This window comes from Pseudooceanicola pacificus, assembly GCF_009789075.1.
GTDB lineage: Bacteria > Pseudomonadota > Alphaproteobacteria > Rhodobacterales > Rhodobacteraceae > Pseudooceanicola > Pseudooceanicola pacificus.
Genome location: NZ_WNXQ01000005.1, coordinates 1 through 23,855 on the forward strand (window position 1 = coordinate 1; position 23,855 = coordinate 23,855).

The following is a 23,855-nucleotide window of genomic DNA, read 5'->3' on the forward strand; positions in this document are numbered from 1 at the left end:
AAGTTCGAAGTCGAGCTGATCGCCCCGATCGCGATGGAAGAGAAGCTGCGCTTCGCCATCCGTGAAGGCGGCCGGACCGTCGGCTCGGGCGTGGTCTCCAAGATCCTGAAGTAAGACGCGGCTCGCACGGCGAACCCGTCTGGTCAAGAAAGGGGCGGCCCCCGGGCCGCCCGTCCCGCCCCGCACCCCGGGGCAGCAATAACAGGGCAGGACAGCCCGAAAGGGCCCCGGACCAATCCGGGGCCGTTTCGCCAGTCCCGCCCGAAGCGGGTTCGACGAGGGGGCCGGGTGGTCCGGCTTCCTCCTCTCAACTCAAACGCCGAAGAAGGCTGAATTGACATGTCAGGCCAAACCATCCGCATCCGGCTGAAGGCATTCGATTACCGCGTGCTGGACGCCAGCACGCAGGAAATCGTGAACACGGCAAAGCGCACCGGCGCCCAGGTCCGTGGCCCGATCCCGCTGCCGAACAAGATCGAGAAGTTCACGGTTCTCCGTGGCCCCCACATCGACAAGAAATCCCGCGACCAGTTCGAGATCCGCACCCACAAGCGGCTGCTCGATATCGTGGAACCGACCCCGCAGACGGTGGACGCGCTGATGAAGCTCGACCTCGCCGCCGGCGTGGATGTCGAGATCAAGGTGTAAGGAGGGTCCACTGATGCTCCGTTCCGGAATCATCGCCAAGAAGGTGGGCATGACCCGCCTGTTCATGGAAGACGGCAAGCAGGTCCCCGTGACCGTGCTGCAGCTCGACGGCCTGCAGGTCGTGGCGCAGCGCACCGCCGATGCCCATGGCTATACCGCCGTTCAGCTGGGCGCAGGCTCGGCCAAGGCGAAACGCACCAGCCAGGCCATGCGCGGCCATTTTGCCGCCGCCAAGGTCGAACCCAAGCGCAAGGTCGCGGAATTCCGCGTCGACCCCGACAACCTGATCGCGGTCGGCGAGGAGATCACCGCCGACCATTACTTCGAAGGTCAGTTCGTCGACGTGTCGGGCACCTCGATCGGTAAAGGTTTTGCCGGTTCGATGAAGCGGCACAACTTCGGCGGTCTGCGCGCCTCGCACGGCGTGTCGATCTCGCACCGTTCGCACGGTTCGACCGGCCAGTGTCAGGACCCCGGCAAGGTGTTCAAGGGCAAGAAGATGGCAGGCCACATGGGCGCAGCCCGCGTGACCACCCAGAACCTGCAGGTTGTGCGCACCGACAGCGAGCGCGGCCTGATCATGGTCAAGGGCGCCGTCCCCGGTTCGAAAGGTGGCTGGGTCACGGTGAAGGACGCCGTGAAGAAGCCGTTCCCCGAGAACGCGATCCTGCCCGCCGCGCTGAAATCCGCCGCCGAGGAAGCCCGCAAGGCAGCCGAGGAGGCCGCAGCTGCAGCCGAAGCCGAAGCCAAGGCAGCCGAGGAAGCCGCCGCCGCCGAGCAGGCCGCCGCCGAGGAAGCCGCGCTGAAGGAAGCCGAAGCGTCGATCGAGGCTGACAAGTCCGATGACGGCGCCGCCGCACCCGAGAAGAAGGAAGGCGAAGAATGAAACTCGACGTGATCAACCTGGACGGCTCCGCAGCCGGTTCCGTCGATCTCGGCGACGAGATCTTCGGCCTGGAGCCGCGTGCGGACATTCTGCACCGCGTGGTCCGCTGGCAGCGCAACAAGGCGCAGGCCGGCACCCACAAGGTGCTGACCAAGTCCGAAGTCAGCTACTCGACCAAGAAGATCTATCGCCAGAAGGGCACCGGCGGCGCACGCCACGGGTCCAAGAAGGCCCCGATCTTCCGTCACGGCGGCGTCTACAAGGGCCCGACCCCGCGCAGCCACGGCCATGACCTGCCGAAGAAATTCCGCAAGCTGGGCCTGAAGCACGCGCTGTCGGCCAAGGTCAAGGAAGGCTCGCTGGTCATCATCGAGTCCGCCGAGTCCGAGGGCAAGACCGCCGCGCTGGCCAAGCAGGTCAAGAGCCTGGGCTGGAAGCGCGCGCTGATCATCGACGGCGCAACCGTGAACGAGGGCTTTGCCCGCGCCGCGGCCAACATCGAAGGCCTGGATGTCCTGCCCTCGATGGGCGCGAACGTCTATGACATCCTCAAGCGTGACACCCTGGTGCTCACCAAGGCGGGTGTCGAAGCACTGGAGGCTCGACTGAAATGAGCGCGAAGGCAGAACATTACGACGTGATCCGCAAGCCGGTCATCACCGAAAAGGCGACCATGGCATCCGATGCCAACGCGGTTGTCTTCGAAGTGGCGATCGACGCGAACAAGCCGCAGATCAAGGAGGCCGTCGAGGCCCTCTTCAATGTCAAGGTGAAGGCCGTGAACACGACCATCACCAAGGGCAAGGTCAAACGCTTCCGCGGCCAGCTCGGCTCGCGCAAGGACGTCAAGAAGGCCTATGTGACCCTCGAAGAGGGCAACACGATCGACGTGACCACCGGTCTCTGAGATCGCCTTTGTCGGCATCGAAAGGCCCCCGCGGATCGCGGGGGCCTTTTCTGTTTCGGGGGGTGTCAGGCCACGGGTTCTGGGATCGTCATGACGTCGGGCATGACGTGATGGACGTGCCGCATCAGGTCCTTTGCGCCGGTCAGGCCCAGTGCGTAATTCGCCGCGGCGAACATCGCATCCCAGGTTTCTCCGGCGGCCGGGCCGTTCATTTCGGTGTCGTTGAGGAAGCTGACAAAGAGCAGTTTCGCGTCGATGCCCTGTGACCTGAGCCACCACAGAAACGCAACGCGGTTGGCATATTGATAATAGATCCGGGTCCAGTCGCAGGGGGCGGCAATGCCCAGGTCGGCCTGAACCATGCCAAAGGCGGTGGCGATCTGTGCCCGTGACTCGGGGCCGGCCTGGGTGGCGGGCGAGAGGAACTCGCGCACATGGGCCTTGGCCTCGACCAGCACGGGCGCGGAACCGATCGTGCCGAGCGCATCCCATTGCGGCCCTCGCTGCGGCCAGAACTCTTTCAGGGGCGCCGTCAGGTGCGCCAGACCGAGGCGTTCCAGAAACGCGCCGTCGCGATATTCGGCGTAGTCATCCGAGGCGAGCGGAGACAGCCAGGCGATCTGGGGCAATCCGGCGGGTTGAAGCAGGTGAGGGGTTTCGTTTACGGCGAGCTGTAGCCATTTGAGGCTGCCGCGATTGCCTTTTGGCTGGATGACACGCATGTTTTCCTCGGCTTGTCTGGGTGATCCATAATGCATTTCGAAGCTTGGGCGGCAACTTGGGCAAGGGGGTGGCAGGCGCAGCGGCGCGACAGGTCATTTCCGTGGCATTGCATGGTTCCGGGCCCTTGACCTGCTACCACCCATCCCGTACACGACCCCATCCGCAAGGCCCCGGATTCGTCCGGGGCTCTGCTTTTGCGGTCCATCGTGACCGCAGCCCCAGGGTCTGACCCCGGGGCAGGGTGGCCAGGAGGTCCCGGATCATGTCCGGGACACGGGGCCACCGCTCTAGCCGGGGACCTTCGGGGCCCTATACATCCGGTCACCTTCGGGGGGCCTTAAACATAGCCGGGCGCAAACGCCTGGCACTGCTAAACGGAAGACAGAAAGCATGGCACTCAAGTCGTATAAGCCGACGACGCCGGGCCAGCGCGGGCTGGTGCTGATCGACCGTTCGGAGCTCTGGAAAGGACGCCCCGTCAAAGCCCTCACCGAGGGTCTGACGAAGAACGGCGGCCGGAACAACACCGGACGGATCACGATGCGCCGCAAGGGCGGCGGGGCGAAACGCCTCTATCGGATCGTCGATTTCAAACGCACCAAGTACGACGTGGACGGTATCGTTGTCCGGATCGAATATGACCCGAACCGCACCGCCTTCATCGCGCTGATCCAGTACAACGATGGCGAGCAGGCCTATATCCTGGCCCCGCAGCGCCTCGGCATCGGTGACAAGGTCGTCGCCGGCCAGAAGGTCGACATCAAGCCGGGCAACGCGATGCCCTTCAGCGGCATGCCGATCGGCACCATCGTCCACAACATCGAGCTGAAGCCCGGCAAGGGCGGCCAGATCGCACGCGCCGCGGGCACCTATGCCCAGTTCGTCGGCCGCGATGGCGGCTACGCGCAGATCCGCCTGTCCTCGGGCGAGCTGCGGATGGTGCGCCAGGAATGCATGGCCACCGTCGGCGCCGTGTCGAACCCCGACAACAGCAACCAGAACTACGGCAAGGCCGGCCGCATGCGCCACAAGGGCATCCGCCCGAGCGTCCGCGGTGTCGTCATGAACCCGATCGACCACCCCCACGGCGGTGGTGAAGGCCGGACCTCGGGTGGTCGTCACCCGGTCACGCCCTGGGGCAAGCCGACCAAGGGTGCCAAGACCCGTAAGAACAAGGCGACGGACAAGTATATCGTCCGCTCGCGTCACGCTCGCAAGAAGGGCCGTTAAGACATGGGACGTTCTGTTTGGAAGGGCCCCTTCGTCGACGCTTATGTGCTGAAGAAAGCCGAAGCCTCGCGCGAGTCGGGCCGCAATGAAGTCATCAAGATCTGGTCGCGCCGCTCGACGATCCTGCCCCAGTTCGTGGGCCTGACGTTTGGCGTCTACAACGGCCAGAAGCATATCCCCGTCAACGTCTCCGAGGACATGATCGGTCAGAAGTTCGGTGAGTACTCGCCGACGCGGACCTATTATGGCCATGCGGCTGACAAGAAAGCGAAGCGGAAGTAAGTCATGGGCAAGGACAAGAACCCCCGCCGCGTGGCTGACAACGAAGCGATGGCCAAGACCCGCATGCTTCGCACCAGCCCGCAGAAACTGAACCTGGTCGCCGCGATGATCCGTGGCAAGAAGGTGGAAAAGGCCCTGACGGACCTGACCTTCTCGAAGAAGCGGATCGCCGAGGACGTGAAGAAATGCCTTCAGTCCGCCATCGCGAACGCCGAGAACAACCACAACCTGGATGTGGATGAACTCGTCGTGGCCGAGGCCTACGTTGGCAAGAACCTGACGATGAAGCGCGGCCGTCCCCGGGCACGTGGCCGGTATGGCCGGATCATCAAACCGTTCAGCGAACTCACCATCAAGGTGCGTCAGATCGAGGAGCAAGCCTGATGGGTCAGAAAGTCAATCCGATCGGCATGCGCCTGCAGGTGAACCGCACCTGGGACAGCCGCTGGTACGCCGACACCAAGGATTACGGTGATCTTCTGCTGGAAGACATCCGCATCCGTGAGTTCATCGCCAAGGAATGCAAGCAGGCCGGCGTGGCCCGCGTGATCATCGAGCGTCCGCACAAGAAGTGCCGCGTCACGATCCACACGGCCCGTCCCGGTGTCATCATCGGCAAGAAAGGCGCGGACATCGAGACGCTGCGCAAGAAGCTGGCGAAGATGACCGACAGCGAGCTGCACCTGAACATCGTCGAAGTCCGCAAGCCGGAACTTGACGCCCAGCTGGTCGGCGAGTCCATCGCGCAGCAGCTGGAACGCCGGGTCAGCTTCCGTCGCGCGATGAAACGTGCCGTGCAGAACGCCATGCGCATGGGGGCCCTGGGTATCCGGGTCAACGTCGCGGGCCGTCTGGGCGGTGCCGAAATCGCACGGACCGAATGGTATCGCGAGGGCCGTGTGCCCCTGCACACCCTGCGGGCCGACATCGACTATGCGCACTCCGAAGCCACGACGCCCTACGGCATCATCGGCATCAAGGTCTGGATCTTCAAAGGCGAGATCATGGAGCATGATCCGTCGGCACGCGACCGGAAGGCGCAGGAGCTTCAGGACGGTCCGGCCCCCCGCGGTGCGGGCGGCGGTCGTCGCGACCGGTAAGGAGACAGAAAAATGCTTCAACCGAAACGCACGAAATTCCGCAAGCAGTTCAAGGGGCGCATTCATGGCGTCGCCAAGGGCGGCTCGGACCTCAACTTCGGCACCTATGGCCTCAAGGCCACGGAGCCCGAGCGCGTGACCGCACGTCAGATCGAGGCAGCACGCCGCGCCCTGACCCGTCACATGAAGCGTCAGGGCCGTGTCTGGATCCGGATTTTCCCGGATACCCCGGTCACGTCGAAGCCCACCGAGGTTCGGATGGGTAAAGGTAAAGGCTCCGTCGATTACTGGGCCTGCAAGGTCAAGCCGGGCCGCATCATGTTCGAGATCGACGGCGTGGGCGAGGATATCGCCCGCGAAGCGCTGCGCCTCGCCTCGATGAAGCTGCCGGTCAAGACCCGCGTCGTGGTCCGCGAGGACTGGTAACCGGCGGGTCTGCCGCCGCCCGAAACAGTGACGACGGCGGCAAGGCAGCAGACGGAACAGAATTGATGGGAAGGGCGGGGATCATCCCCGCCCTTTTCGCGTTCCGCGCTGGTGTCATGTCATCGCCAAGCGGCGCGCGGTATCTTTCGACACCCGGCCCGGAGGCGGCTAACCTGCCGGTATGCATGCTTTGAACACCCGAACCCCGCTGACCGGCCTGACGCTCCTGCTGGGCGCGATCGTCCTGGCCTGTGGCCTCGCCCGTCCGGCGCAGGCGACCCCGCTGAACGACTGGTCGATTTCCTGCTCGGTCGATGCGGGGGCAATCACCCGGAAGGGCAAGGTCTGGACCTTCCGGCCCAGCACCAACAGATGCCCCGGCGGCACCTTCGGGCAGCGGGCCGAGATCAAGACCAGGGAGATCGCGCCCACGCACCGCGGCGACTATGTCTTCGAGACAACGGTCCGGATGCAAAGCCCCGCGCGCGAGCGGTTCGACATTTTCCAGATCCACGACGGGCGCAATGGCTGTGCCCCGCCGCTGAAGGTCGAGGTCCTGCCCGACGGGCGACTGTCCTTCGACAGCGCCTACAAGGTCGGCACGGCGCCCGGGAACACCTGCGTACCGGTTCGGGCGCTGAACGGCGCTGTCTCGACCGGCCGCATCAGCCGGGACGGCACGCCGCATCGTTTGCAGATCATCCTGTCCTTTGACGGAAAATCCGGGTTCCGGGTCTGGGTGACGCTCGACGGGCGGCAGGAACTGGCGGGCGCCTACAGCTTTGTCGAGGGGCGGACTTATGCCCGGTCCAGGCACTTCTATTTCAAGCACGGGGTCTATTCGAAGACCATGTTCGACTACGAGATGCGCTCGACCGGCATGAAGGTGTCGAAGGTCCGCCTGGGGGGCTGAGCCTCCGGCCCTTCCGCGCCTCTGGCCCCGGGGCATCCGGTCCTGTCCCGCGGGCAAGCGGGTGGAGATTTGCGCCGGGGCCTTTGCAAAGCACGGTGCCTGAGGGTAGGGGAGGCGGGCAACCCAGCCACCCCGAGGGCCCCATGACCCGGATCAGATCGCTCTTTGCCACCCGACTTTACCACGCACCCCTTTCGGCGCATGACCCCGCCATCGACGCGGCGGAACTGGAGGCCTCGTGCTATTCCATCGCCGAGGATGACGAGGCCGGCCAGCAGTGGTGCGAGGACAACGCCTATCCCGGCTACACCTCCTATGCCTCGCTGACCGATCTGCCCTGGCGCTTCCCGATCTTCGGCGATCTGGTGAGCGCGCTCGACGCCCATGTCGCCAGCTTTGCCAAGGATCTCTGCTTTGACCTTGGCGACCGCGAGCTGAAGCTGGAGGACCTCTGGATCAACATCCTGCCAGAGGGCGGCACTCATTCCAGCCATATCCATCCGCATTCCGTGATCTCGGGCACGACCTATGTCGCGATGCCCGAGGGCACCAGCGCGCTGAAGCTGGAGGACCCCCGCCTGCCGATGATGATGGCCGCGCCCACCCGGGTAAAGGACGCGCGCGAAGAGCTGAAACCCTTCATCTACGTCACGCCCGCGGTTGGCGACGTGCTGCTGTGGGAAAGCTGGCTGCGCCACGAGGTGCCGATGAACATGTCCGAAGACGACCGGATATCGGTCAGCTTCAACTACCGCTGGGACTAAAGGCCCGGCGGGGTCAGATGCGCCCAGGGCCGGTCCTGTTCCACCGCGCCCGCCAGCGCCAGCAGGTTCATGTCGTCGTACCATTTCCCCACGAACTGGACCGAGGTGGGCAACCCGTCCCCGCCAAAGCCCGAGGGCACGGCCAGTGCCGGGTTGCCGGTCAGGTTGAACGGGTAACAATAGGGCGACATGCCCACGCGGGTCAGGCCGTTTTCCTCTCCGTTCACGATGACCTGGCCGTCCAGTGCCTCGAAATCGGCGGGCAGGGCGGTGCGGGTCAGGGTGGGGGTGACGATCACGTCGTAGCGGTCGAACAGCGTCTGGACACGGCGGTAGAGCCGGGTCCGCGCGATCTGCGCCTTGCGGTAATCGTCGGTGGAAAACGCCTTGCCGCGTTCGATGAAGCCTTTGTAGACCGGGTCCATCTGGTTGGCGAACTTGGCCAGATGCGGCCCGCCCGACACGGCGATATTGGCCTGGTACATGACCCGGCCCTGATATTCGATCCAGTCGATCCGCTCGGTCACGTCCTCGACATGCGCGCCGCGCGCGGCCAGCAGGTCCAGCACCGCGCGGGTGTTCGCCGCCACGTCGGGCGAGAGATGGGCGTTGTGGAACTTCTCGATATAGCCCACCCGCAGCCCGTGCAGCGAGGCGCCGCTGCGGGTGGCCACCGGCACCGGGGCCGCCAGCGACCAGGGATCCAGCGGGTCGGGCCCCCGGATCGCGTCGAGCATCAGCACCGCGTCCTCGACCGTGCGCGACAGCGGCCCGGCGGCGGCGTAGTTGAAGAAGGCATCGACAGCCTCCTCATAGGGGAACAGGCCGGGCGAGGGCTTCAGCCCCAGGGTGCCGCAGGCGGCGGCGGGGATGCGGATCGACCCCGCGCCATCGGTGCCCAGGCCCAGCGGGCCGATCCCGGCGGCCACCGCGCAGGCCGCCCCGCCCGAGGACCCGCCGGCATAGCGCGATGTGTCCCACGGGTTGCGGGTGGTGCCGAAATGCGGCCCGTCGGTCTGGCCCTTGTGGCCGAATTCCGGCGTGTGGGACTTGGCAAAGACCACCGCGCCCGCCCTGCGCAAGCGCGTCACCAGCAGGTCGTCGGCATCGGGGATATTGCCCGCGTGGATCGCCGAGCCGTATTCGGTGGGGATCCCGGCGGTGCGGAACAGGTCCTTCACATGCACCGGCAGGCCGTGCAGCGGGCCAAGCGCCTCGCCCGTCATCAGGGCGGCCTCGGCGGCGCGGGCCTCAACCCGGGCGCGCTCGGCGGCGACATGGGCGAACGGGTTCAGCCGGTCGGCCTGCGCCTCGGCCCGGGCGAGCAGGGCGTCGAGGTAGTCCACCGGGGACATTTCGCGCCGTTTCATCATCGCCACGGCCTGGGCCGCGGTCAGCCATGCGGGATCGGTCATCGGTCAGGCTCCGTCGTAAAGGTGGCAGGCGACGCTGTGGCCGGGGGCGACCTCGCGCAGGGCGGGGGCCTCGGTTTTGCAGCGATCAAAGGCCGAGGGGCAGCGCGGGCAGAGCGCGCAGCCCGCCGGGCGGTTCAGCATCGAGGGCACCTCGCCCCGGATCGGCGGCTTGCGTACGCCGACCTCGGGCCGCGGGATCGCCGCCAGCAGGGCCTGGGTATAGGGATGCCTGGGGTCCTCGTAGAGCGCGCTCTTGCCCGACAGCTCGACGATCTCGCCGGCGTAGAGCACGGCGATGCGGGTCGACACGGCACGCACCACGGCCAGGTCATGTGCGATGAAGAGGTAGGACAGCCCCAGCCGGTCCTGCAGGTCCATCAGCAGGTTGATCACCTGCGCCTGCATCGACACGTCCAGCGCGGCGACCGCCTCGTCGCAGACGATGAAATCCGGGTCCAGCGCCAGGGCGCGGGCGATCACGATGCGCTGCCGCTGCCCGCCCGAGAATTCATGCGGAAAGCGGTCGGCGAACTGGGCCGACAGGCCGACAAGGTCCAGCAGTTCGCTTACCCGGTCGGCGCGCGCCTTGCGCGACCAGCCGCCCTGGATGTCGATCGGTTCCGCGATGATGTCGGAAATCCGCATCCTGGGGTTCATCGCCGCGTGGGGGTCCTGGAACACGAATTGCAGCCGGTGGCGCACCCGGGCCAGGGCACGTTTGCCCAGCGGGCCGGTGATGGTTTCGCCGAACAGCTCGATCTCGCCGCCGCTGGCGGGGAGCAGGCCGACCAGCATGCGCCCGATGGTCGATTTGCCCGACCCGGATTCGCCGACCACGCCCAGCGTCTCGCCGGGCATCACGTCGAAACTGGCGTCGTTCACCGCGCGCAGCACACCCCGGCCCCGGCCGCGCGCGCCGACCTTGAAGTCGCGGCGCAGGTTGCGGACCCGGATGATCGGGACGGCGGGATCGGTCGTATCCTTCATGCGGCGGGCTCCCTTGCGGCAAGGCGGACGGGACAGCGGATGCGGTGGCCGGGGGCCAGTGTGTCGAGCGCGGGCGGCGTGGCCGAGCAGGCGGGCTGCGCCAGTGCGCAGCGCGGGGCGAAGTTGCAGCCCGGCGGGCGGTCGCCCGGATCGGGGATGCGGCCCGGGATGGCGTAGAGGCGGTGCATGTCCACGTCGGCCGAGGGGATCGCCTTCAGCAGCCCCTCGGAATAGGGATGGGCGGGGGCTTCGAAGATGTTGCGCGCGGGGGCGTCCTCCACCAGTTCGCCAGCATACATCACCAGCACCCGTTCGGCGAATTCCGCCACAAGCCCCAGGTCGTGCGAGATCAGGATCACCGCCATGCCGATTTCCTCGCGCAGGTCGCGCAGCAGGTCGAGGATCTGGGCCTGCACGGTCACGTCCAGCGCGGTTGTCGGTTCGTCCGCGATCAGCAGGCGGGGGCGGCAGGCGATGGCCATGGCGATCATCACCCGCTGGCGCATTCCGCCCGACAGCTGGTGCGGAAAGTCCGTGACGCGGCGTTTCGCATCCGGGATGCGCACCATGTCGAGCAGGCCCGCGGCGGCCTTTTCGGCGGCGGCGCGGTTCAGCCCCTGGTGGATGCGCAGCGTCTCGCCGATCTGGTCGCCGATGGTCAGCACCGGGTTCAGCGAATGCATCGGGTCCTGAAAGATCATCGCGATGTCGCGGCCGCGCATCTCGTGCAGGCGGCGTTCCGGCATCGCCAGCAGATCCTCGCCGTCAAAGACGATCCGGCCCGTCATCCGGGTGTTGCGCCGGGCGTGCAGGCGCAGGATCGACAGGGCCGTCACCGACTTGCCCGACCCGCTTTCGCCCACGATGCCCAGGGTCGACTGCGCATCGAGCGCAAAGCTCACCTCGTCGACCGAGCGGATCCAGCCGCTGTCCACCCGGAAGTCCACGCTCAGGTTTTCGACTTGCAGCATGGTCAGGCCTCGATCTTCAGCCGGGGGTCCAGAACGTCGCGCAGCCCGTCGCCCAGCAGGTTGGTGCCAAGCGCCGCCAGGCTGATGGCCAGCCCGGGAAACAGCATGATCCACCAGGCCTCGACCGAATAATCGCGCCCCTCGGCGATGATGTTGCCCCAGGAGGGCTGCGGCGGGGGCGGGCCGATGCCGAGGAAGGACAGCGCCGCCTCGGCCAGGATGGCATAGGCGAAGACGAAGGTGAGCGAGACGATCAGCGGGGCCAGGCAGTTCGGCAGGATGTGGCGAAAGATGATCCGCCCCGCGCTGGCCCCGCTGACCCGGGCGGCGTCGACATAGTCGAGTTCGCGCACCACCAGGGCGGCGGCGCGCACGATCCGGGCCATGCGCGGCACATAGGCGGCGGCCAGGGCGATGATCACGCTCGACACCTGCGGGCCGAGGGCGGCGTTGATCCCGATGGCCAGCAGGATCGCGGGAAAGGCCAGCAGCGCGTCCATGATCCGCATGATCACCCCGTCCAGCCGCCGGTACCAGGCCGAGGCCAGGCCCACCAGCGCCCCGCCGGCCGCCGCCAGCATCGCCGAGGCAAAGCCGATCCAGAGCGAAATCCGCGCGCCGTAGAGCACCCGGGTAAAGATGTCGCGCCCGAAGTTGTCGGCGCCAAATATGAAATCGGCCGAGGGCGGGGCAAAGCGCGCCCTGAGGTTCATCTTGGTCGGCTCGCCATTGCTCAGCAGCGGCGCGGCCAGGGCCATCAGCACGATGACCAGCAGGATCACCGCGCCCAGCCGGAACGAGCGGTGCCGCCACAGGCGCCGCATCAGGATGCGGCGGCGCGCGGCGCCGGGCGACAGCGGCGCGCGGGCGGCGGCGGGGGGGACGGTGGCATCAGTCATAGCGGACCCTCGGGTCGACATAGGCATAGATCAGGTCGATCACGATGTTGATGAAGACGAAGGCGAACCCCAGCATCAGCATGGTGCCCTGCACCACCGGGTAGTCCCGCGCCATGATCGCCTGCACCAGCAGTCGGCCGATGCCGGGCATGGCAAAGATCTGTTCGATCACGACCGAGCCGCCGATCAGCAGCGACAGGATATAGCCCGAGACGGTGACCACCTGCATCAATGTGTTGCGAAAGGCGTGTTTCAGGATGGTCTTGCGGGGCGAGACGCCCTTGGCCCGGGCGGTGCGGATGTAATCCTGATCCAGCACGTCCAGCATGGCCGACCGGGTCATTCGCGCCAGATAGCCGATCTGGAACAGCGCCAGCACCGTGGCGGGCTGGATCAGCGAGGCCAGCCAGCGCCAGAAATCCGTGCCCATCGGCACATAGCCCGAGGACGGCAGCCAGCCCAGCGTGACCGAGAACAGGATCACCGACAGGATGGCGATCCAGAAGTTCGGGACCGAGACGCCGATCAGGGCCAGGAACATCACCGCGCTGTCGACCCAGGTGTCGCGCCAGACGGCGGCGACGACACCCAGAACGATGCCGACCGGGATGGTGATGACAAAGGCGACCAAGGCCAGCGACAGGGTGACGGGCAGGCGTTCCCAGACCGCCTCGGCCACCGGCTGGTTCAGCATCAGCGATTTGCCGAAATCGCCCTGTGCCAGGTTGGTGATCCACAGCCAGAGCTGCGCCAGCACCGGCCGGTCCAGACCCAGGTCGCGGCGGACCTGGGCGATGGCGTCCTGATCCGCCATGTCGCCGGCGATCAGCGTGGCCGGATCGCCCGGCAGCATGTGCATCAGCAGGAAGGTCAGCACCGCCACCACGAACATCACCGGGATCGCCTGGGCGATACGGAACGCGATGAGTCTTGGCATGCCGATCATCTCCTGCCGGTCGGGATAGGGGGGAGCGTGGCGGAACGGGCGGCCGGGCCGCCCGTTCCTGGGTCAACGGTCGGGGATCAGCGGTCCAGCCACATGTCCCAGAAAATGTTGATGTTATAGGGGCGGAAGCCCTTGAGGTCAGTCGACAGCGCCCGGTTCGAGCCACGGTCCGAGACCTTGATCATATAGGCGCCGTCCAGCACTTCGGCCTCGATATCCTTCCAGGCCGCCACGCGGTCCGGCAGGTCGAGCGAGCTGTAGAACTTGGCATAGGCGGTATCGAGCTTCTCGTTGTTCTCGATATGCGGGAAGTTGTAGATCATCGTCTCCCACTGCTGCGGGCCAAGGATCGGGTTCGAACAGAACGAGGTGGTCGACACGTTCCAGCCGCCATTGCCCGACTGCAGGTTCGAGGCGTTGGTCGTCCAGTCGGTCACGTCCAGCTTGACGTTCATGCCCGCGGCCTTGAGCTGCTCGGCCAGGACGATGATCGAATCCCGCATGTAGTCGTAATTGGTGTTGGTCTGCAGCAGGATTTCCTCGCCGTTGTACCCGGCTTCCTTCAGCAACGCCTTGGCCTTTTCGGGGTCGCCGCCGTCGTACCAGCCGGCGTTGTCCTCGCCGATGAAGTATTCGCCGTTGGGATAGACCATCGAGAAGTTCTTGTTGGCCGCCTCGCCGCTGGCCAGGATCAGGTCGTCGACATCCGCCGCCGTCCGGATCGCCTGCCGGATCAGCCGGTTGTCGGTCGGCGGATTGCTGGAGTGAACGATCAGGTACTGCTGGCAGTAGGGGAAGACGGTGACCGGCACGACGCCCTCGGTCCCCTCAAGCCGCTTGGCCAGGTCCAGCGGCAGCGAGGTGGTGATATCCGCCTCGCCGGTCTGCATCGCGGCCACGCGGGCGTTGGCCTCGGGGAGGAAGTTGTAGCGCACGCCGTCGACATAGACGGTCTTCTTGCCGACATAGCCGGTGGGGCCTTCGGCATCCTCGCGCGGGACGTATTCGGGGTTCTTCTCGATCACCAGGTGGCTGTCCTTGACCCATTCGCCCAGCTTGAAGGGGCCGGTGCCGATCACCTCGATCCCGCGCGGCGGCGCGTTGCGCTGCGAGGCGGGCAGGATGTAGAGCGGATAGACAGGCGTCTTGAGCTGGTCGATGAACACCGCGTTCAGCTTGTTCAGCTCGATGACGAAGGTATAGGGATCGGGCGTGCGGTATTCCTTGACGTCGGCCAGCGTGCCCTTGCCGGGGCTGACCTCGGCATAGCGTTCATAGGTGGCCTTGACGTCCGCCGATGTCATCTCCTGCCCGTCCGAGAACTTGACCCCCTTGCGCAGGTGGAAGGTGAAGGTCGTGCCGTCGTCCGAGATCTCGTAGCTTTCGGCCAGCATCGGCTGGGCCGAATAGTTCTCGTCCATCGAGACGAGGCTTTCGAAGATATGCGCCTCGACTTCCAGTTCCACCAGGCTGGCCGACATCTGCGGGTCAAGCTGGCCGGGGCCGGAGTTGTTGGCATAGATGATCGTGCCGCCCATCTTGGGCTCTTCGGCAAGGGCAGGGGCCAGGGTCGCCGTGGCCAGAACCGTCGCCGAAAGCAGGATGCCGATGGTCTTTCGTGGATCGAAGTGTTTCATCTCGTTTTCCCTGTTGTCGGTTTCATGTGTCCGGGCCGGCTGGTTGGGCTGCCGGCCTTCTTCTTGGTCTTGGTCGATCCTTGCGGCCCGCCGGTCAGACGGGGCGGAAAACGGTGCGCGTTGCGGCATGGGCGGCGACGGCGGCGGCGCTGTAGGCCATCGGCACCATCTCGCCCCGCGCCCAGAGCGGGTTCTGGTCGGAATAATGCGGATCGCCGGCATGACCCGAGGTGCCGTGCATCACGATCCAGCGGCTGTTGTCCCAGTCGGACAGGTCGAAGATGTAGCGCGACACCGGCCCGTAGACCGAGCCTGTGCCCGATCCCGGAAAGCCGCCGGTGGCCAGCACGCAGTCGCCATCCCCGCCCGTCGGGTCCGAACTGGGCGGGGCCACGCCCGGCGCGCCGGGAAAGACGTGGGCCAGCGGATGGGTAAAGACCGGGCGATGCGCCTTGCCCCAGGGCTGGGGCTGCGGGCCTGCGCCGACGGTGGCGACCGCCTCGGCGATCACCGCGCCCCAGTCGGCGCCATCCAGCAGCGAGGTGTCATCGGCGCGCAGCAGGTTCGGCAGGGTCCACCACAGCTGGTTCAGCGCGGGGATGCCCGGCGCGGGAGAGGCCGCCACATGGGCCGAGGCGCGGTCGAGCCCCGAGCGGCGGGCCAGGATGCGCGTCATCTCCTGCCGGATCAGGTAATAGATCGTGGGGGCCGTCAGCCCCGGATCCATCCGCCCGTCCCAGGCGGCGAGGGCGGACAGCAGCGGCCCGCCCCGGGGCACGGCGGCCAGGATGCGGGCCACGATCTCGCGTGCGGGGGCGCTGTCGGTGTCGCGCAGGAAATCCTGCATGTCGCCCGGGGTCAGGGCCGCGACCCTCTCGATCCGCTCGGCCAGGCGGCTGGCGCGGGTCGTGGGGTGGCAGTCGGTCACCATGTAATCGGGGTGATCCTCGGGCACGGGGCGGTTGTTGGCGGTCGTGATGTAACCCTCGGCCGGGTCCAGCTGGCGCGGCATCCGCTCGAACGGGATGTAGCCGCGCCATTCGTGGGTGCCGGTCCAGCCGGGGACGGGCAGCCAGCCGTTCACCGCGTCGCGCTCGGGCACGGTGGCGCGGATCAGCACGCCGATATGGCCCGCGCGGTCGGCGCCGACGACATTGTGGTCGATCACGCCCCAGCCCTTGCAGCTGTCGTAAAAGGCGTCGAGCGAGGGCGCCGTCATCATCGGCACGAGGCAGTCGAGCGAGCGGTCGGTGTCGAACAGCTGCGCCGATTTCAGCGCCAGCGCCTTGCCCGTTGCCGGATCGCCCGCGATGACCGGGCCGTGGCGCGTTTCGTGCACCGTTACGCTGGCATCCGCGCCGTCGCGCACGCGGATCGTCTCGCGCCGCGTGGTGGTCCTGGCCCATCCGTCCTCGGTCCGGTAGGTCGCGCCGCCCTCGGCGAATTCCTCGACATAGAGGTCATGCAGGTCGGCGAAGGTATGGGTCACGCACCAGGCCACGTTTTCCGTGTGGCAGAAATGCGGGAAGGCCGGGACGCCCGGGACCGAAAAGCCGATGGCGTCGAATGCCGGGCAGGTGAGGTGCAACTGGGTGTAAATCCCCGGGATCTCGTAGGCGCGGTGCGGATCGCCCGCGACCAGCGGCATGCCCGAGGCGGTGCGCGCGCCCGAGACGGCCCAGTTGTTCGACCCGCCCACCGTCCCGTCGCCGGGGCCAAAGCCCGACAGCGCCTCGACGGCGGGGGCCAGGTCGGCCAGCGTGGCGGTCAGGCGGCGGCCCTCGGGGCCCTGGGGCACGATGAAGCGTTCCGGGCCGTTGTCGTCGTAGCGCAGCAGCGGCACGGCCTCGGGCCCGACGGTGCCCAGGGCGGCGGCGCGCCACAACTTGAACCAGACAGATCCCATGAGGATCCCGCGCTGGCGCATCACGGCGACGCCGAACCAGGGTTCCCACCGGATCGGCGCCTCGCCCAGCAGGTCGTATTCCTGCGCCGTTCCGCCCGCGTCTATCCAGGCGTTCACGCCCGCCGCGTAGCTGACCAGCATCGCCTGTGTTTCGGGGGCCAGCGCATCGTAATCCCGTTTCGCGGCGGCCTCGGCCCCCAGCTGGCGGGCCAGCCTGTCCGCGGGCAGGGCCGAAGGGCCGGCCCATTCGGCCAGCCGCCCGATGCCCCGGCGCAGGGCGGCCTCCATCTGCCACATCCGGTCCTCGGCGTGGATATATCCGTTCAGAACGAAAAGATCGTCAGGATTTTCAGCTTTCACATGGGGAATTCCCCACTGGTCCCGGGTGACCTCGACACGGCCGCGCAACCCCGCGAGGGTCCGGAGCTCTGCGTCGATTGCCTTGGAATTACTGGCTGGCGAGTCCATGTCAGCCCCTGCTTGATTCGGATATATCATGCCCCCGATCTTCCTCGCAGTGCGGCGGGAAAACCAGCAAAGATTATGCAAACCGGGGGATGTTAGCTGAAAAAATTTTAAATGGGCCCTTCCCTGCGTGTGATTTTAGTGCTGTCTGATATATTATGATGGCGCGTCAGGCTGGACCCGCCGGGCATTTGCCCCGTGTGACAGCCGTCAGGGTTGAAAGGACAGTGATGATCATCGTGACGGGCGGAACGCATGGCATCGGGCGCGCGGCGGCCGAGATCATGGCGGGCGAGGGGCATCAGGTGCTGATCGCCGGGCGGGACGCCGAAACCGGCCAGGCCATCGCCGGGGCGGTGGCGAACATCAGCTTTCAGCAGACCGACATCACCGACGAGGCCGCCTGCCGCGCGCTGGTCGACCGGGCGATGGAACTGGGCGGCGGACGGATCGCGGGGCTGGTGAACAATGCCGGGCTGGGCCGGCGCCATGTCTTTGCTGAAACCACGCTGGCCGACTGGGACGAGGTGATGCAGGTCAATGCCCGCAGCGTCTATCTGATGACGCGGCTGGCGCTGGACGGGCTGATCGCGGCGCGCGGGTCGGTCGTCAACATCTCGTCCATCGCCGGCCGGGCGGGGGAGGAGGAGCTGGCGATCTACACCGCCTCCAAGGCCGCCGTGATCGGGCTGACCCAGGCGCTTGCGCTGGAACTGGGCCATGCGGTGCGGTTCAACGCGGTCTGCCCCGGTCAGATCGGCACCCGGATGATGGGGCGCGTGCTGTCCGACGACCGGCGGCGGCGCGAGCTGGAGCTGCGCATCCCCGCCGGGCGCATCGCCGATCCGCGCGAGGTCGGCGAGGTCATCGCCTGGCTGATCTCGGACAAGTCGAGCTATGTGAACGGCGCGGTCCTGCCCGTGGACGGCGGCGAAACGGCGGGCCTGCGCACCCCGCGGCAGCTGGAGTGACCCGCCGGAGCGGGCCGGGCAGCCGCGCCTGCTGACAGACCGAGCGCCGCTGCGGATGGGGCCGGATCCCCTAGCGCAGCGGCAGAGTGAAAACTTGTGGCCCCCGACCCTTCACATTAGGTTGGGCCCGCGTCCGCAGGGAGCCCGACTTGACCACATCACGCGACCTTCTGGCCGAGATGAGCCAGAACCGGCCGATGCGCCGCAGGGGAATCGAACGCTATCACCTGATCCTGGATGCCACCGAAACGCTGCTTTCCGACAGCGGGGACGAAGATATCAGCCTGGCGCAGATCGCCGAGCAGGCCGAGGTCTCTCTCGCCTCGGTCTATTACTTCTTTCCCAACCGAAATTCCGTCTATGTGGCCCTGGCCCTGCGGTTCAACGAGGAAATCTACGCCCGCTCGATCCAGCCCCTGACCGATCCCGAGCCGCAGACATGGCAGGAACTGCTGGACATGAAGCATGCGGCGGCGGCGGCGTTCCAGAACAGCCGCCCGGCGGCGCTGCGCCTGTTCCTGGGGGCGGGGGTGTCGGCTGCCGTGCGCAGTGCCGATTTCACCGGCAACGCGCGGCTGGCCCGCAGCCGGGCGCGGATGTTCGAGGCCTATTTCGACATGCCGCCCATGCCCGACCTGCCACGCTGGCTGGAGATGTCGGCGGCGGCGATGGACGGGATCTGGTCGCTCTCCTACGGCTATCATGGCACGATCACCGAGGCCTACCGCCGCGAGGCCACCGCCTGCGCGGTCACCTACCTCAGGCGGTATCTGCCGGAATACCTGCCGCGCAAGCCGTTGACCCGGGTGGCGCTGGACCAGATCGAGATCCCGCTGGAGGCGACGGGGCCATTGCCGCGCTGACGGATCCGGCGGACCGGGGCGCCCGCGCCATTCTGCGGGGGGCTTGGCGGTCCGACCCGTAAACCCATAGCCCAGGGCCGAGCGGCTCGCCGTCGCGCCGGACAGCCCGATTGCGACGTCGGGGGCAGCGCTGGCGGGGGCCAGCGCCCGCGAAATCGCCTTGCGCCGGCGCGGGATACCGGGCGCGCCATTGGCACGTTGTGCTGTACCGGCGGGCAGGGTATCGGGTAATCGCCCATCGGACGCCGCCGCCGCGACAGGCGGATTGTCCGGATCGCGGCGCACGGGGACAGACGGGAACGACGCGCAGCATGACCCAGGCCGAACAGGACGAGACCGGGGAGGAGACCTGCCCGCCGGAGCATCCCAATCTGGCACTGCTGCGCCGTCACGCGGCGCTGATCGTCACGGCCATTCTCTTTGTCGCGGGGGCCTATGCGCTCTACCGGCTGCTGGCGCCGCTCGACATGCGGGTGGTGCTGGGCCAACTGCGCGCCGTGCCGCCCCATATCGTGATCGGCTCGCTTGCCGCGACCGCGATCGGCTATGCCGCACTGGTCGGCTATGACTGGTCCGCCATGCGCTATATCGGCAAGACCGCGCCGCCCAGTTCGATCATCCTGGGCGGGTTCCTGGGCTATGCCCTGGGCAACAGCATCGGGCTGACGGCGGTGTCGGGCGGGGCGGTGCGCTATCGCATCTACTCGGCCCTCGGGCTCGATGCCTATGACGTGGCCGCGATCTCGACCTTTGCGGCGATGTCCTACGGGGTGGGGGCCACGCTGATCGGGCTGGGGGCGCTGGCGATCCACCCGGCCGCGCTCAAGGGCATGGTGCCGCTCTCGCCCGACGCGTTGCGCTTTGGCGCCCTGGCGATCTGCCTGCTGGTTGTCGCGCTGCTGGTCTGGGTGGCGCGCCGGGGGGGCACGGTGCGGCTGGGGCGCTTCGCCCTGACAGCGCCCGGCGGCGGGGCGATGCTGCGCCAGCTGCTGATCACCTCGGTCGATATCTGCATGGCGGCGCTGGCGCTGCACCTGCTGCTGCCCACCGGATCGCTGCCCTTTGCCAATATGCTGGCGGTCTTTGCCGTGGCCACGATGGTGGGGGTGGCCAGCCATGTGCCCGGCGGCATCGGGGTGTTCGAAAGCGTGGTCATCGCCGCGCTGCCGTCCTCGGTCCCGGTGAACGACGCGGTGACCGCGCTGCTGCTGTTCCGGCTGATCTATTTCCTGCTGCCCTTTGTCCTGGCCCTGCTGCTGCTGTCGCTGATCGAGGTCTGGGGCGCCGCCGGCCCGCGCCTGCCGCGCATCGCCACGCTGACGCCCGTGGTCACGGCGGGGCGGTCGCTGATCCCGATGGCAACCGGCGTGCTGGTGCTGGGTTCGGGCCTCTTCATGATGTTCGCGGGCCTGCTGCCCAATCCCAATGTCACCGCCAAGGAGCTGGAGACGCTGCTGCCGCTGTCGATGGTGGAGGGCGGGCCGATGGTCTCGTCGATCCTCGGCTCGCTGCTGGCGGTGCTTTCGGTGTCGGTCTTCCGCCGGTCGCGGCTGGCCTACTGGATGGTGCTGGCGGTGCTGGGGGTGGGCATTGCGGTGGCCGGATTCAAGACGCGCGACCTGGAGCGCGTGGCGGTCTTTGTCGCGATGGCCCTGATCCTGTGGCCCTGCCGGCGCGAGTTCTACCGCCGCGCGCGTCTGACCCAGGGCGTGCTGTCGGTGCGCTGGATCGTCTTTACCCTGTCGACGCTGATCACGCTGGGTTTCACCTGGTATCTGGTGCACGAACAGACCGCCGCGCGGGACATGATGTGGTGGCAGGTGACCGGCGACGCGCCTGCCGTGGCCGCCTGGCGGGCGGCGCTGACGGCGGGGGTGATCCTCAGCGCGGCGCTGCTGTTTTCCGGGTTGCGCACCGCGCGGGCGGGCGTGATCGAGCCGGACGCCGAGGCGCTGGACCGGGCGCAGCGCATCATCGCCGAACATGGCGAGGGCTCGGACCTGATCGCCGTCACCGGGGACAAGTCGCTGATGTTCGGCCCGGCGGGGCAATCGGTGCTGTCCTACGGTGTCAGGGGCGGGTCGTGGATCTGCATGGGCGCCCCGGTCGGCACCGAGGAAGATGTCGAGGACCTGTCCTGGACCTTTCACGACGCCGCCCGCGCCGCCGGGGCCCGGCCCGTGTTCTACGAGGCGCCGACCGGTTTCACCCCGCAGGCCATCGACATGGGCCTGACCCTGCACAAGATGGGCGAAGAGGCGGTTGTGCCGTTGCCCGCATTCTCGCTGGAGGGGCCGCAGCGCAAGAAGCTGCGCACCACCTGGAACCGGGCGCAGCGCGACGGGCTGGCTGTCGAGATCGCCGCCGCCCCCCATGACCCGGCCCTGCTGGACGAGTTGCGGGCGATCTCGGACGGCTGGCTGGCGCGGCAGGCGGGGCGGGAAAAGCGGTTCTCCGTCGGGCGGTTCGATGCGGACTGGCTGAACCGGACCCGCATCGCGCTGGTACGCCACGAAGGCCGGATCTGCGCCTTTGCCAACCTCATGGAATCCGACCGCAGCAGCGCCGTCGACCTGATGCGCCACGGCGAGGAGGTGCCGGCGGGCACGATGGAATTCCTGTTCGCCGACCTGATGCTGAAACTGCGCGACGAGGGGCGGCAGAGCTTCAGCCTGGGGATGGTGCCCTTTGCCGGGCTGCCCGGGCGCAGCGGCGCGACGCTCTGGGCGCGGTTCGGCAATCTGGTCTATTCGCGCGGGGACCGGTTCTACAGCTTCGAGGGGCTGCGCCGGTTCAAGTCCAAGTTCGATCCCGTCTGGCGGCCGCGCTATTTCTGCTGCCGCTCGGCCCTGCCGCCGGTCGGCCCGCTGGCCGATGCGGCCCGGCTGATCGCCGGATCGGCGCGCGGAATCGTGGGCAAATAGCCGGAAGTCTCAGACACCCAGCCCCAGCCCCAGCCCGACCCAGAGCGCCAGCACCAGTGTTTCGCCCAGAAGCAGGAGGAGCGGGGCGGAGCCGACCTCGAACAGCGCCTTGAGCGAGGTCTTGATGCCAAGCGCCGCGATGGCGGTCACCAGGCACCAGCCCGAGACGGTCGAAAGCCATTCGGCCGCCACGGGTGGAACCGCGCCCAGCGAGTTGGCGACCACCAGCGCGGCAAAGCCCAGGACGAACATCGGCAGCGGCGCCTTGGGCCCGCCGCCCGCGCGGGTGCCCAGGCCGATGATCAGCACCACCGGCATCAGCATGGCCACGCGGAACAGCTTGGCGATGGTTGCCGTGTCGCCGGTTTCGGGCGAGACCGAGTAGCCCGCGCCCACCACCTGCGCCACGTCGTGGATCGTGCCGCCCAGAAAGATTCCCGCGGCCCGGTCGTCAAGCCCCAGGGCCGCCGTCACCGTCGGGTAGATGATCATGGCCAGGGTCGACAGGGCCGTCACGGTGACAACCACCAGGATGGTGTCGCGTTCGCTGCGCGCATCACGGGGCAGGACGGCGGCGATGGCCATCGCGGCAGAGGCGCCGCAGATCGCCACGGCGCCGCCTGACAAAAGGCCGAAGCGCCTGTTCTGCCCGGTCAGGCGCACCGCCAGCACGCCAAAGCCGATGGTCAGGACAATGCCGCCCGCCATCCACAGCACCGCCGGCGCGCCCAGATCGCCGACCTCGTCAAAGGTGATCCGCACGCCCAGCAGGGCCACGCCGATCCTGAGGATGTGGCGCGCGGCGAAATCCACGCCAGCGGCGCTGCGCCCTTCCTCCATCAGGAAATGCAGGGCCATGCCCAGCATTAGGGCGAACAGCATCTGCGGGGCGCCGTAATGTTCCGACAGGAACCGCGCGGCGGCGGCCACGATCAGGCAGAGCGCCAGCCCCGGGGCCACGAGTTCCAGCCGGGCGCGGGTGGACAGGGGGGAGGTGTCAGGCATGTGCGTCCTTCGCGGGCTGCGGGCCGGGTGCGGCCACGCGCGGCGATCCTGCGCCGCATTCCCGCCGGATTGAAGGGGGTGCGGCGGCGAATATGACCCGATCCGGCGCGGACGGGTTGCGGATCGGTGCCCGCGCTATCGGGGGCGGACCGGCTCGTTCGAAGGCCGCCGCAAGCTGGCCCCGAGACCGACAAGACGCTGGCCGGGGCGCCCGAAGCCTCCATCGGCGACGCGCTGCGCCTGGCCGGGGCCGCTTGCGGGCGGCGCAGGCCACCCCGTCCCCGCCCTCTGCCGCTTCGAGGCCGGGGCGCGGACCCGTCCATCTGGCCCGAGTTCGTGACCAGCGGCAGACCGCCATCGCCCAAGTCCCCGATCCCGGCTTCTACACACCTGCGGGATTTTCGACGTCGCGGCCCATGACGGCCAGGTCGGAATACCGGTCCCCGATCCGGTGATGCGGCCGCCCGCCTGTGGCGGCCCCCAATGCGACCACCAGTTCGTCCACCGCAGGTGCGTCGTAGATCGAAAACTGCACCGTCAGATAGTGGGACCGGCGGCCGGTATCGTGCTTGTCCATGAGGGGGATCTGGATCTGGGTATTCGCCGGGCCCCGGGTGTTGGTGAAGCCGAGATAGCTTTTGGCGCCCACGGCCTCGCGATAGAAGTTGCCGAACTGCAGGGTGTGGATGAGGGCAGAGGCGTGTTCGACCTCGCAGCCGGTTCCCGCGATGCAGGCCTTGCCATAGGCCTGGATGGCGTCCCCGGACCCGGCCAATGCGATCAGCCGGTCAGTCAGCAGCGCGCCCAGAACGGGCGCCATGCGGGTGATCTCGGGCGACAGGTCTTCGACAAATCCGCGGCCCGCCCAGGGGTTGCTGACCACGGCAGCCACCCCGATCATGCGCAGGACGGGGTCGGCTGCGCGGCCACCTTCGGTGTGAATGTCTTCGTCGAAGGTAACGATTTTCCGCAGTTCGGGCAGCATCT

The 23,855-nt window shown here is 67.5% G+C and carries 25 protein-coding genes; 15 read left to right on the forward strand and 10 right to left on the reverse strand.

Annotation, left to right across the window (positions count from 1 at the left end; genetic code table 11):
- The 5 genes from GLS40_RS10055 to GLS40_RS10075 form a co-directional block, all read left to right on the forward strand.
- The coding region (locus GLS40_RS10055) for an EF-Tu C-terminal domain-related protein (protein WP_160382650.1) at window positions 1-114 on the forward strand (114 nt) is incomplete at its 5' end.
- Window positions 115-339: 225 nt separating this feature from the next.
- A complete protein-coding gene (gene rpsJ, locus GLS40_RS10060; RefSeq protein ID WP_160382651.1) occupies window positions 340-648 on the forward strand; it encodes a 30S ribosomal protein S10 in 309 nt (102 codons plus the stop codon).
- Window positions 649-661: 13 nt separating this feature from the next.
- A complete protein-coding gene (gene rplC / locus GLS40_RS10065) occupies window positions 662-1,534 on the forward strand; it encodes a 50S ribosomal protein L3 (RefSeq protein ID WP_160382652.1) in 873 nt (290 codons plus the stop codon).
- Window positions 1,531-2,148: a 50S ribosomal protein L4 gene (gene rplD / locus GLS40_RS10070; protein WP_160382653.1), complete on the forward strand. Its 618-nt coding sequence runs from the start codon at window positions 1,531-1,533 to the stop codon at window positions 2,146-2,148. Before rplC ends, rplD begins: the two co-directional genes overlap by 4 nt.
- Window positions 2,145-2,441, forward strand: coding sequence for a 50S ribosomal protein L23 (locus GLS40_RS10075; RefSeq protein WP_160382654.1), 297 nt, complete (start codon window positions 2,145-2,147; stop codon window positions 2,439-2,441). The genes rplD and GLS40_RS10075 overlap by 4 nt, the downstream gene beginning before the upstream one ends.
- Before the next feature lie 65 nt (window positions 2,442-2,506).
- Here the strand turns inward: GLS40_RS10075 and GLS40_RS10080 are convergent, their stop codons facing one another.
- Window positions 2,507-3,163, reverse strand: a complete 657-nt coding sequence (locus GLS40_RS10080) for a hypothetical protein (RefSeq protein ID WP_160382655.1) — start codon at window positions 3,161-3,163, stop codon at window positions 2,507-2,509.
- Between the two features lie 391 nt (window positions 3,164-3,554).
- On the opposite strand from GLS40_RS10080, the gene rplB reads away from it, so the two are divergent.
- The 7 genes from rplB to GLS40_RS10115 all read left to right on the forward strand — a co-directional run bounded on the left by rplB (window position 3,555) and on the right by GLS40_RS10115 (window position 7,879).
- Complete coding sequence (gene rplB / locus GLS40_RS10085; protein ID WP_160382656.1) at window positions 3,555-4,394, forward strand: 50S ribosomal protein L2; 840 nt, start codon at window positions 3,555-3,557, stop codon at window positions 4,392-4,394.
- A 3-nt stretch (window positions 4,395-4,397) separates the two neighbouring features.
- Window positions 4,398-4,676 (forward strand): 30S ribosomal protein S19, encoded by a 279-nt coding sequence (gene rpsS / locus GLS40_RS10090; RefSeq protein ID WP_160382657.1) that lies wholly within the window; start codon window positions 4,398-4,400, stop codon window positions 4,674-4,676.
- A 3-nt stretch (window positions 4,677-4,679) separates the two neighbouring features.
- Window positions 4,680-5,060, forward strand: a complete 381-nt coding sequence (gene rplV, locus GLS40_RS10095) for a 50S ribosomal protein L22 (RefSeq protein ID WP_160382658.1) — start codon at window positions 4,680-4,682, stop codon at window positions 5,058-5,060.
- The gene (gene rpsC / locus GLS40_RS10100) at window positions 5,060-5,776 is read left to right on the forward strand and encodes a 30S ribosomal protein S3 (RefSeq protein ID WP_160382659.1); all 717 of its coding nucleotides are present in this window, start codon (window positions 5,060-5,062) and stop codon (window positions 5,774-5,776) included. The genes rplV and rpsC overlap by 1 nt, the downstream gene beginning before the upstream one ends.
- A gap of 12 nt (window positions 5,777-5,788) precedes the next feature.
- Window positions 5,789-6,202: a 50S ribosomal protein L16 gene (gene rplP, locus GLS40_RS10105; RefSeq protein ID WP_160382660.1), complete on the forward strand. Its 414-nt coding sequence runs from the start codon at window positions 5,789-5,791 to the stop codon at window positions 6,200-6,202.
- A gap of 190 nt (window positions 6,203-6,392) precedes the next feature.
- The gene (locus tag GLS40_RS10110; protein ID WP_160382661.1) at window positions 6,393-7,115 is read left to right on the forward strand and encodes a hypothetical protein; all 723 of its coding nucleotides are present in this window, start codon (window positions 6,393-6,395) and stop codon (window positions 7,113-7,115) included.
- Window positions 7,116-7,258: 143 nt separating this feature from the next.
- Window positions 7,259-7,879, forward strand: coding sequence for a 2OG-Fe(II) oxygenase family protein (locus GLS40_RS10115; protein WP_160382662.1), 621 nt, complete (start codon window positions 7,259-7,261; stop codon window positions 7,877-7,879).
- On the opposite strand, the gene GLS40_RS10120 is transcribed toward GLS40_RS10115, so the two are convergent.
- The 7 genes from GLS40_RS10120 to GLS40_RS10150 form a co-directional block, all read right to left on the reverse strand.
- A complete protein-coding gene (locus GLS40_RS10120; RefSeq protein WP_160382663.1) occupies window positions 7,876-9,294 on the reverse strand; it encodes an amidase in 1,419 nt (472 codons plus the stop codon). The genes GLS40_RS10115 and GLS40_RS10120 overlap by 4 nt on opposite strands.
- A 3-nt stretch (window positions 9,295-9,297) precedes the next feature.
- Complete coding sequence (locus GLS40_RS10125) at window positions 9,298-10,281, reverse strand: ABC transporter ATP-binding protein (RefSeq protein WP_160382664.1); 984 nt, start codon at window positions 10,279-10,281, stop codon at window positions 9,298-9,300.
- The gene (locus GLS40_RS10130; protein WP_160382665.1) at window positions 10,278-11,252 is read right to left on the reverse strand and encodes an ABC transporter ATP-binding protein; all 975 of its coding nucleotides are present in this window, start codon (window positions 11,250-11,252) and stop codon (window positions 10,278-10,280) included. The genes GLS40_RS10125 and GLS40_RS10130 overlap by 4 nt, the downstream gene beginning before the upstream one ends.
- Window positions 11,253-11,254: 2 nt before the next feature.
- Window positions 11,255-12,151 (reverse strand): ABC transporter permease, encoded by an 897-nt coding sequence (locus GLS40_RS10135; protein WP_160382666.1) that lies wholly within the window; start codon window positions 12,149-12,151, stop codon window positions 11,255-11,257.
- Complete coding sequence (locus tag GLS40_RS10140; protein WP_160382667.1) at window positions 12,144-13,088, reverse strand: ABC transporter permease; 945 nt, start codon at window positions 13,086-13,088, stop codon at window positions 12,144-12,146. Before GLS40_RS10140 ends, GLS40_RS10135 begins: the two co-directional genes overlap by 8 nt.
- Before the next feature lie 86 nt (window positions 13,089-13,174).
- Window positions 13,175-14,734, reverse strand: a complete 1,560-nt coding sequence (locus GLS40_RS10145; RefSeq protein WP_160382668.1) for an ABC transporter substrate-binding protein — start codon at window positions 14,732-14,734, stop codon at window positions 13,175-13,177.
- A gap of 94 nt (window positions 14,735-14,828) precedes the next feature.
- Window positions 14,829-17,108 (reverse strand): penicillin acylase family protein, encoded by a 2,280-nt coding sequence (locus GLS40_RS10150; protein WP_160382669.1) that lies wholly within the window; start codon window positions 17,106-17,108, stop codon window positions 14,829-14,831.
- Between the two features lie 227 nt (window positions 17,109-17,335).
- On the opposite strand from GLS40_RS10150, the gene GLS40_RS10155 reads away from it, so the two are divergent.
- The 3 genes from GLS40_RS10155 (at window position 17,336) to mprF (ending at window position 21,863) form a co-directional block, all read left to right on the forward strand.
- Entirely contained in the window at window positions 17,336-18,076 is a 741-nt protein-coding gene (locus GLS40_RS10155; protein WP_160382670.1) for an SDR family NAD(P)-dependent oxidoreductase, read from the forward strand.
- A gap of 149 nt (window positions 18,077-18,225) precedes the next feature.
- Window positions 18,226-18,939 carry a TetR/AcrR family transcriptional regulator gene (locus GLS40_RS10160; RefSeq protein ID WP_160382671.1) on the forward strand — a complete coding sequence of 238 codons (714 nt, stop codon included), beginning with the start codon at window positions 18,226-18,228 and terminating at the stop codon, window positions 18,937-18,939.
- A 311-nt stretch (window positions 18,940-19,250) separates the two neighbouring features.
- The gene (gene mprF, locus GLS40_RS10165) at window positions 19,251-21,863 is read left to right on the forward strand and encodes a bifunctional lysylphosphatidylglycerol flippase/synthetase MprF (RefSeq protein ID WP_160382672.1); all 2,613 of its coding nucleotides are present in this window, start codon (window positions 19,251-19,253) and stop codon (window positions 21,861-21,863) included.
- 9 nt (window positions 21,864-21,872) lie between these two features.
- Here the strand turns inward: mprF and GLS40_RS10170 are convergent, their stop codons facing one another.
- Together GLS40_RS10170 and GLS40_RS10175 are read right to left on the reverse strand one after the other, a co-directional pair.
- Entirely contained in the window at window positions 21,873-22,868 is a 996-nt protein-coding gene (locus GLS40_RS10170; protein WP_160382673.1) for a YeiH family protein, read from the reverse strand.
- Window positions 22,869-23,250: 382 nt separating this feature from the next.
- The gene (locus GLS40_RS10175) at window positions 23,251-23,853 is read right to left on the reverse strand and encodes an amino acid synthesis family protein (protein ID WP_160382674.1); all 603 of its coding nucleotides are present in this window, start codon (window positions 23,851-23,853) and stop codon (window positions 23,251-23,253) included.
- Window positions 23,854-23,855: the final 2 nt, after the last annotated feature.

Coding starts and splice junctions, on each gene's coding strand:
- rpsC (WP_160382659.1), top strand. CDS start 5,060: ATGGGTCAGAAAGTCAATCCGATCGGCATGCGCCTGCAGGTGAACCGC.
- GLS40_RS10135 (WP_160382666.1), bottom strand. CDS start 12,151: ATGACTGATGCCACCGTCCCCCCCGCCGCCGCCCGCGCGCCGCTGTCG.
- rplP (WP_160382660.1), top strand. CDS start 5,789: ATGCTTCAACCGAAACGCACGAAATTCCGCAAGCAGTTCAAGGGGCGC.
- GLS40_RS10130 (WP_160382665.1), bottom strand. CDS start 11,252: ATGCTGCAAGTCGAAAACCTGAGCGTGGACTTCCGGGTGGACAGCGGC.
- GLS40_RS10125 (WP_160382664.1), bottom strand. CDS start 10,281: ATGAAGGATACGACCGATCCCGCCGTCCCGATCATCCGGGTCCGCAAC.
- rplV (WP_160382658.1), top strand. CDS start 4,680: ATGGGCAAGGACAAGAACCCCCGCCGCGTGGCTGACAACGAAGCGATG.
- rplD (WP_160382653.1), top strand. CDS start 1,531: ATGAAACTCGACGTGATCAACCTGGACGGCTCCGCAGCCGGTTCCGTC.
- GLS40_RS10140 (WP_160382667.1), bottom strand. CDS start 13,088: ATGCCAAGACTCATCGCGTTCCGTATCGCCCAGGCGATCCCGGTGATG.
- mprF (WP_160382672.1), top strand. CDS start 19,251: ATGACCCAGGCCGAACAGGACGAGACCGGGGAGGAGACCTGCCCGCCG.
- GLS40_RS10145 (WP_160382668.1), bottom strand. CDS start 14,734: ATGAAACACTTCGATCCACGAAAGACCATCGGCATCCTGCTTTCGGCG.
- GLS40_RS10170 (WP_160382673.1), bottom strand. CDS start 22,868: ATGCCTGACACCTCCCCCCTGTCCACCCGCGCCCGGCTGGAACTCGTG.
- rpsJ (WP_160382651.1), top strand. CDS start 340: ATGTCAGGCCAAACCATCCGCATCCGGCTGAAGGCATTCGATTACCGC.
- GLS40_RS10080 (WP_160382655.1), bottom strand. CDS start 3,163: ATGCGTGTCATCCAGCCAAAAGGCAATCGCGGCAGCCTCAAATGGCTA.
- GLS40_RS10155 (WP_160382670.1), top strand. CDS start 17,336: ATGATCATCGTGACGGGCGGAACGCATGGCATCGGGCGCGCGGCGGCC.
- rpsS (WP_160382657.1), top strand. CDS start 4,398: ATGGGACGTTCTGTTTGGAAGGGCCCCTTCGTCGACGCTTATGTGCTG.
- rplB (WP_160382656.1), top strand. CDS start 3,555: ATGGCACTCAAGTCGTATAAGCCGACGACGCCGGGCCAGCGCGGGCTG.
- GLS40_RS10120 (WP_160382663.1), bottom strand. CDS start 9,294: ATGACCGATCCCGCATGGCTGACCGCGGCCCAGGCCGTGGCGATGATG.
- GLS40_RS10175 (WP_160382674.1), bottom strand. CDS start 23,853: ATGCTGCCCGAACTGCGGAAAATCGTTACCTTCGACGAAGACATTCAC.
- rplC (WP_160382652.1), top strand. CDS start 662: ATGCTCCGTTCCGGAATCATCGCCAAGAAGGTGGGCATGACCCGCCTG.
- GLS40_RS10115 (WP_160382662.1), top strand. CDS start 7,259: ATGACCCGGATCAGATCGCTCTTTGCCACCCGACTTTACCACGCACCC.
- GLS40_RS10075 (WP_160382654.1), top strand. CDS start 2,145: ATGAGCGCGAAGGCAGAACATTACGACGTGATCCGCAAGCCGGTCATC.
- GLS40_RS10150 (WP_160382669.1), bottom strand. CDS start 17,108: ATGGACTCGCCAGCCAGTAATTCCAAGGCAATCGACGCAGAGCTCCGG.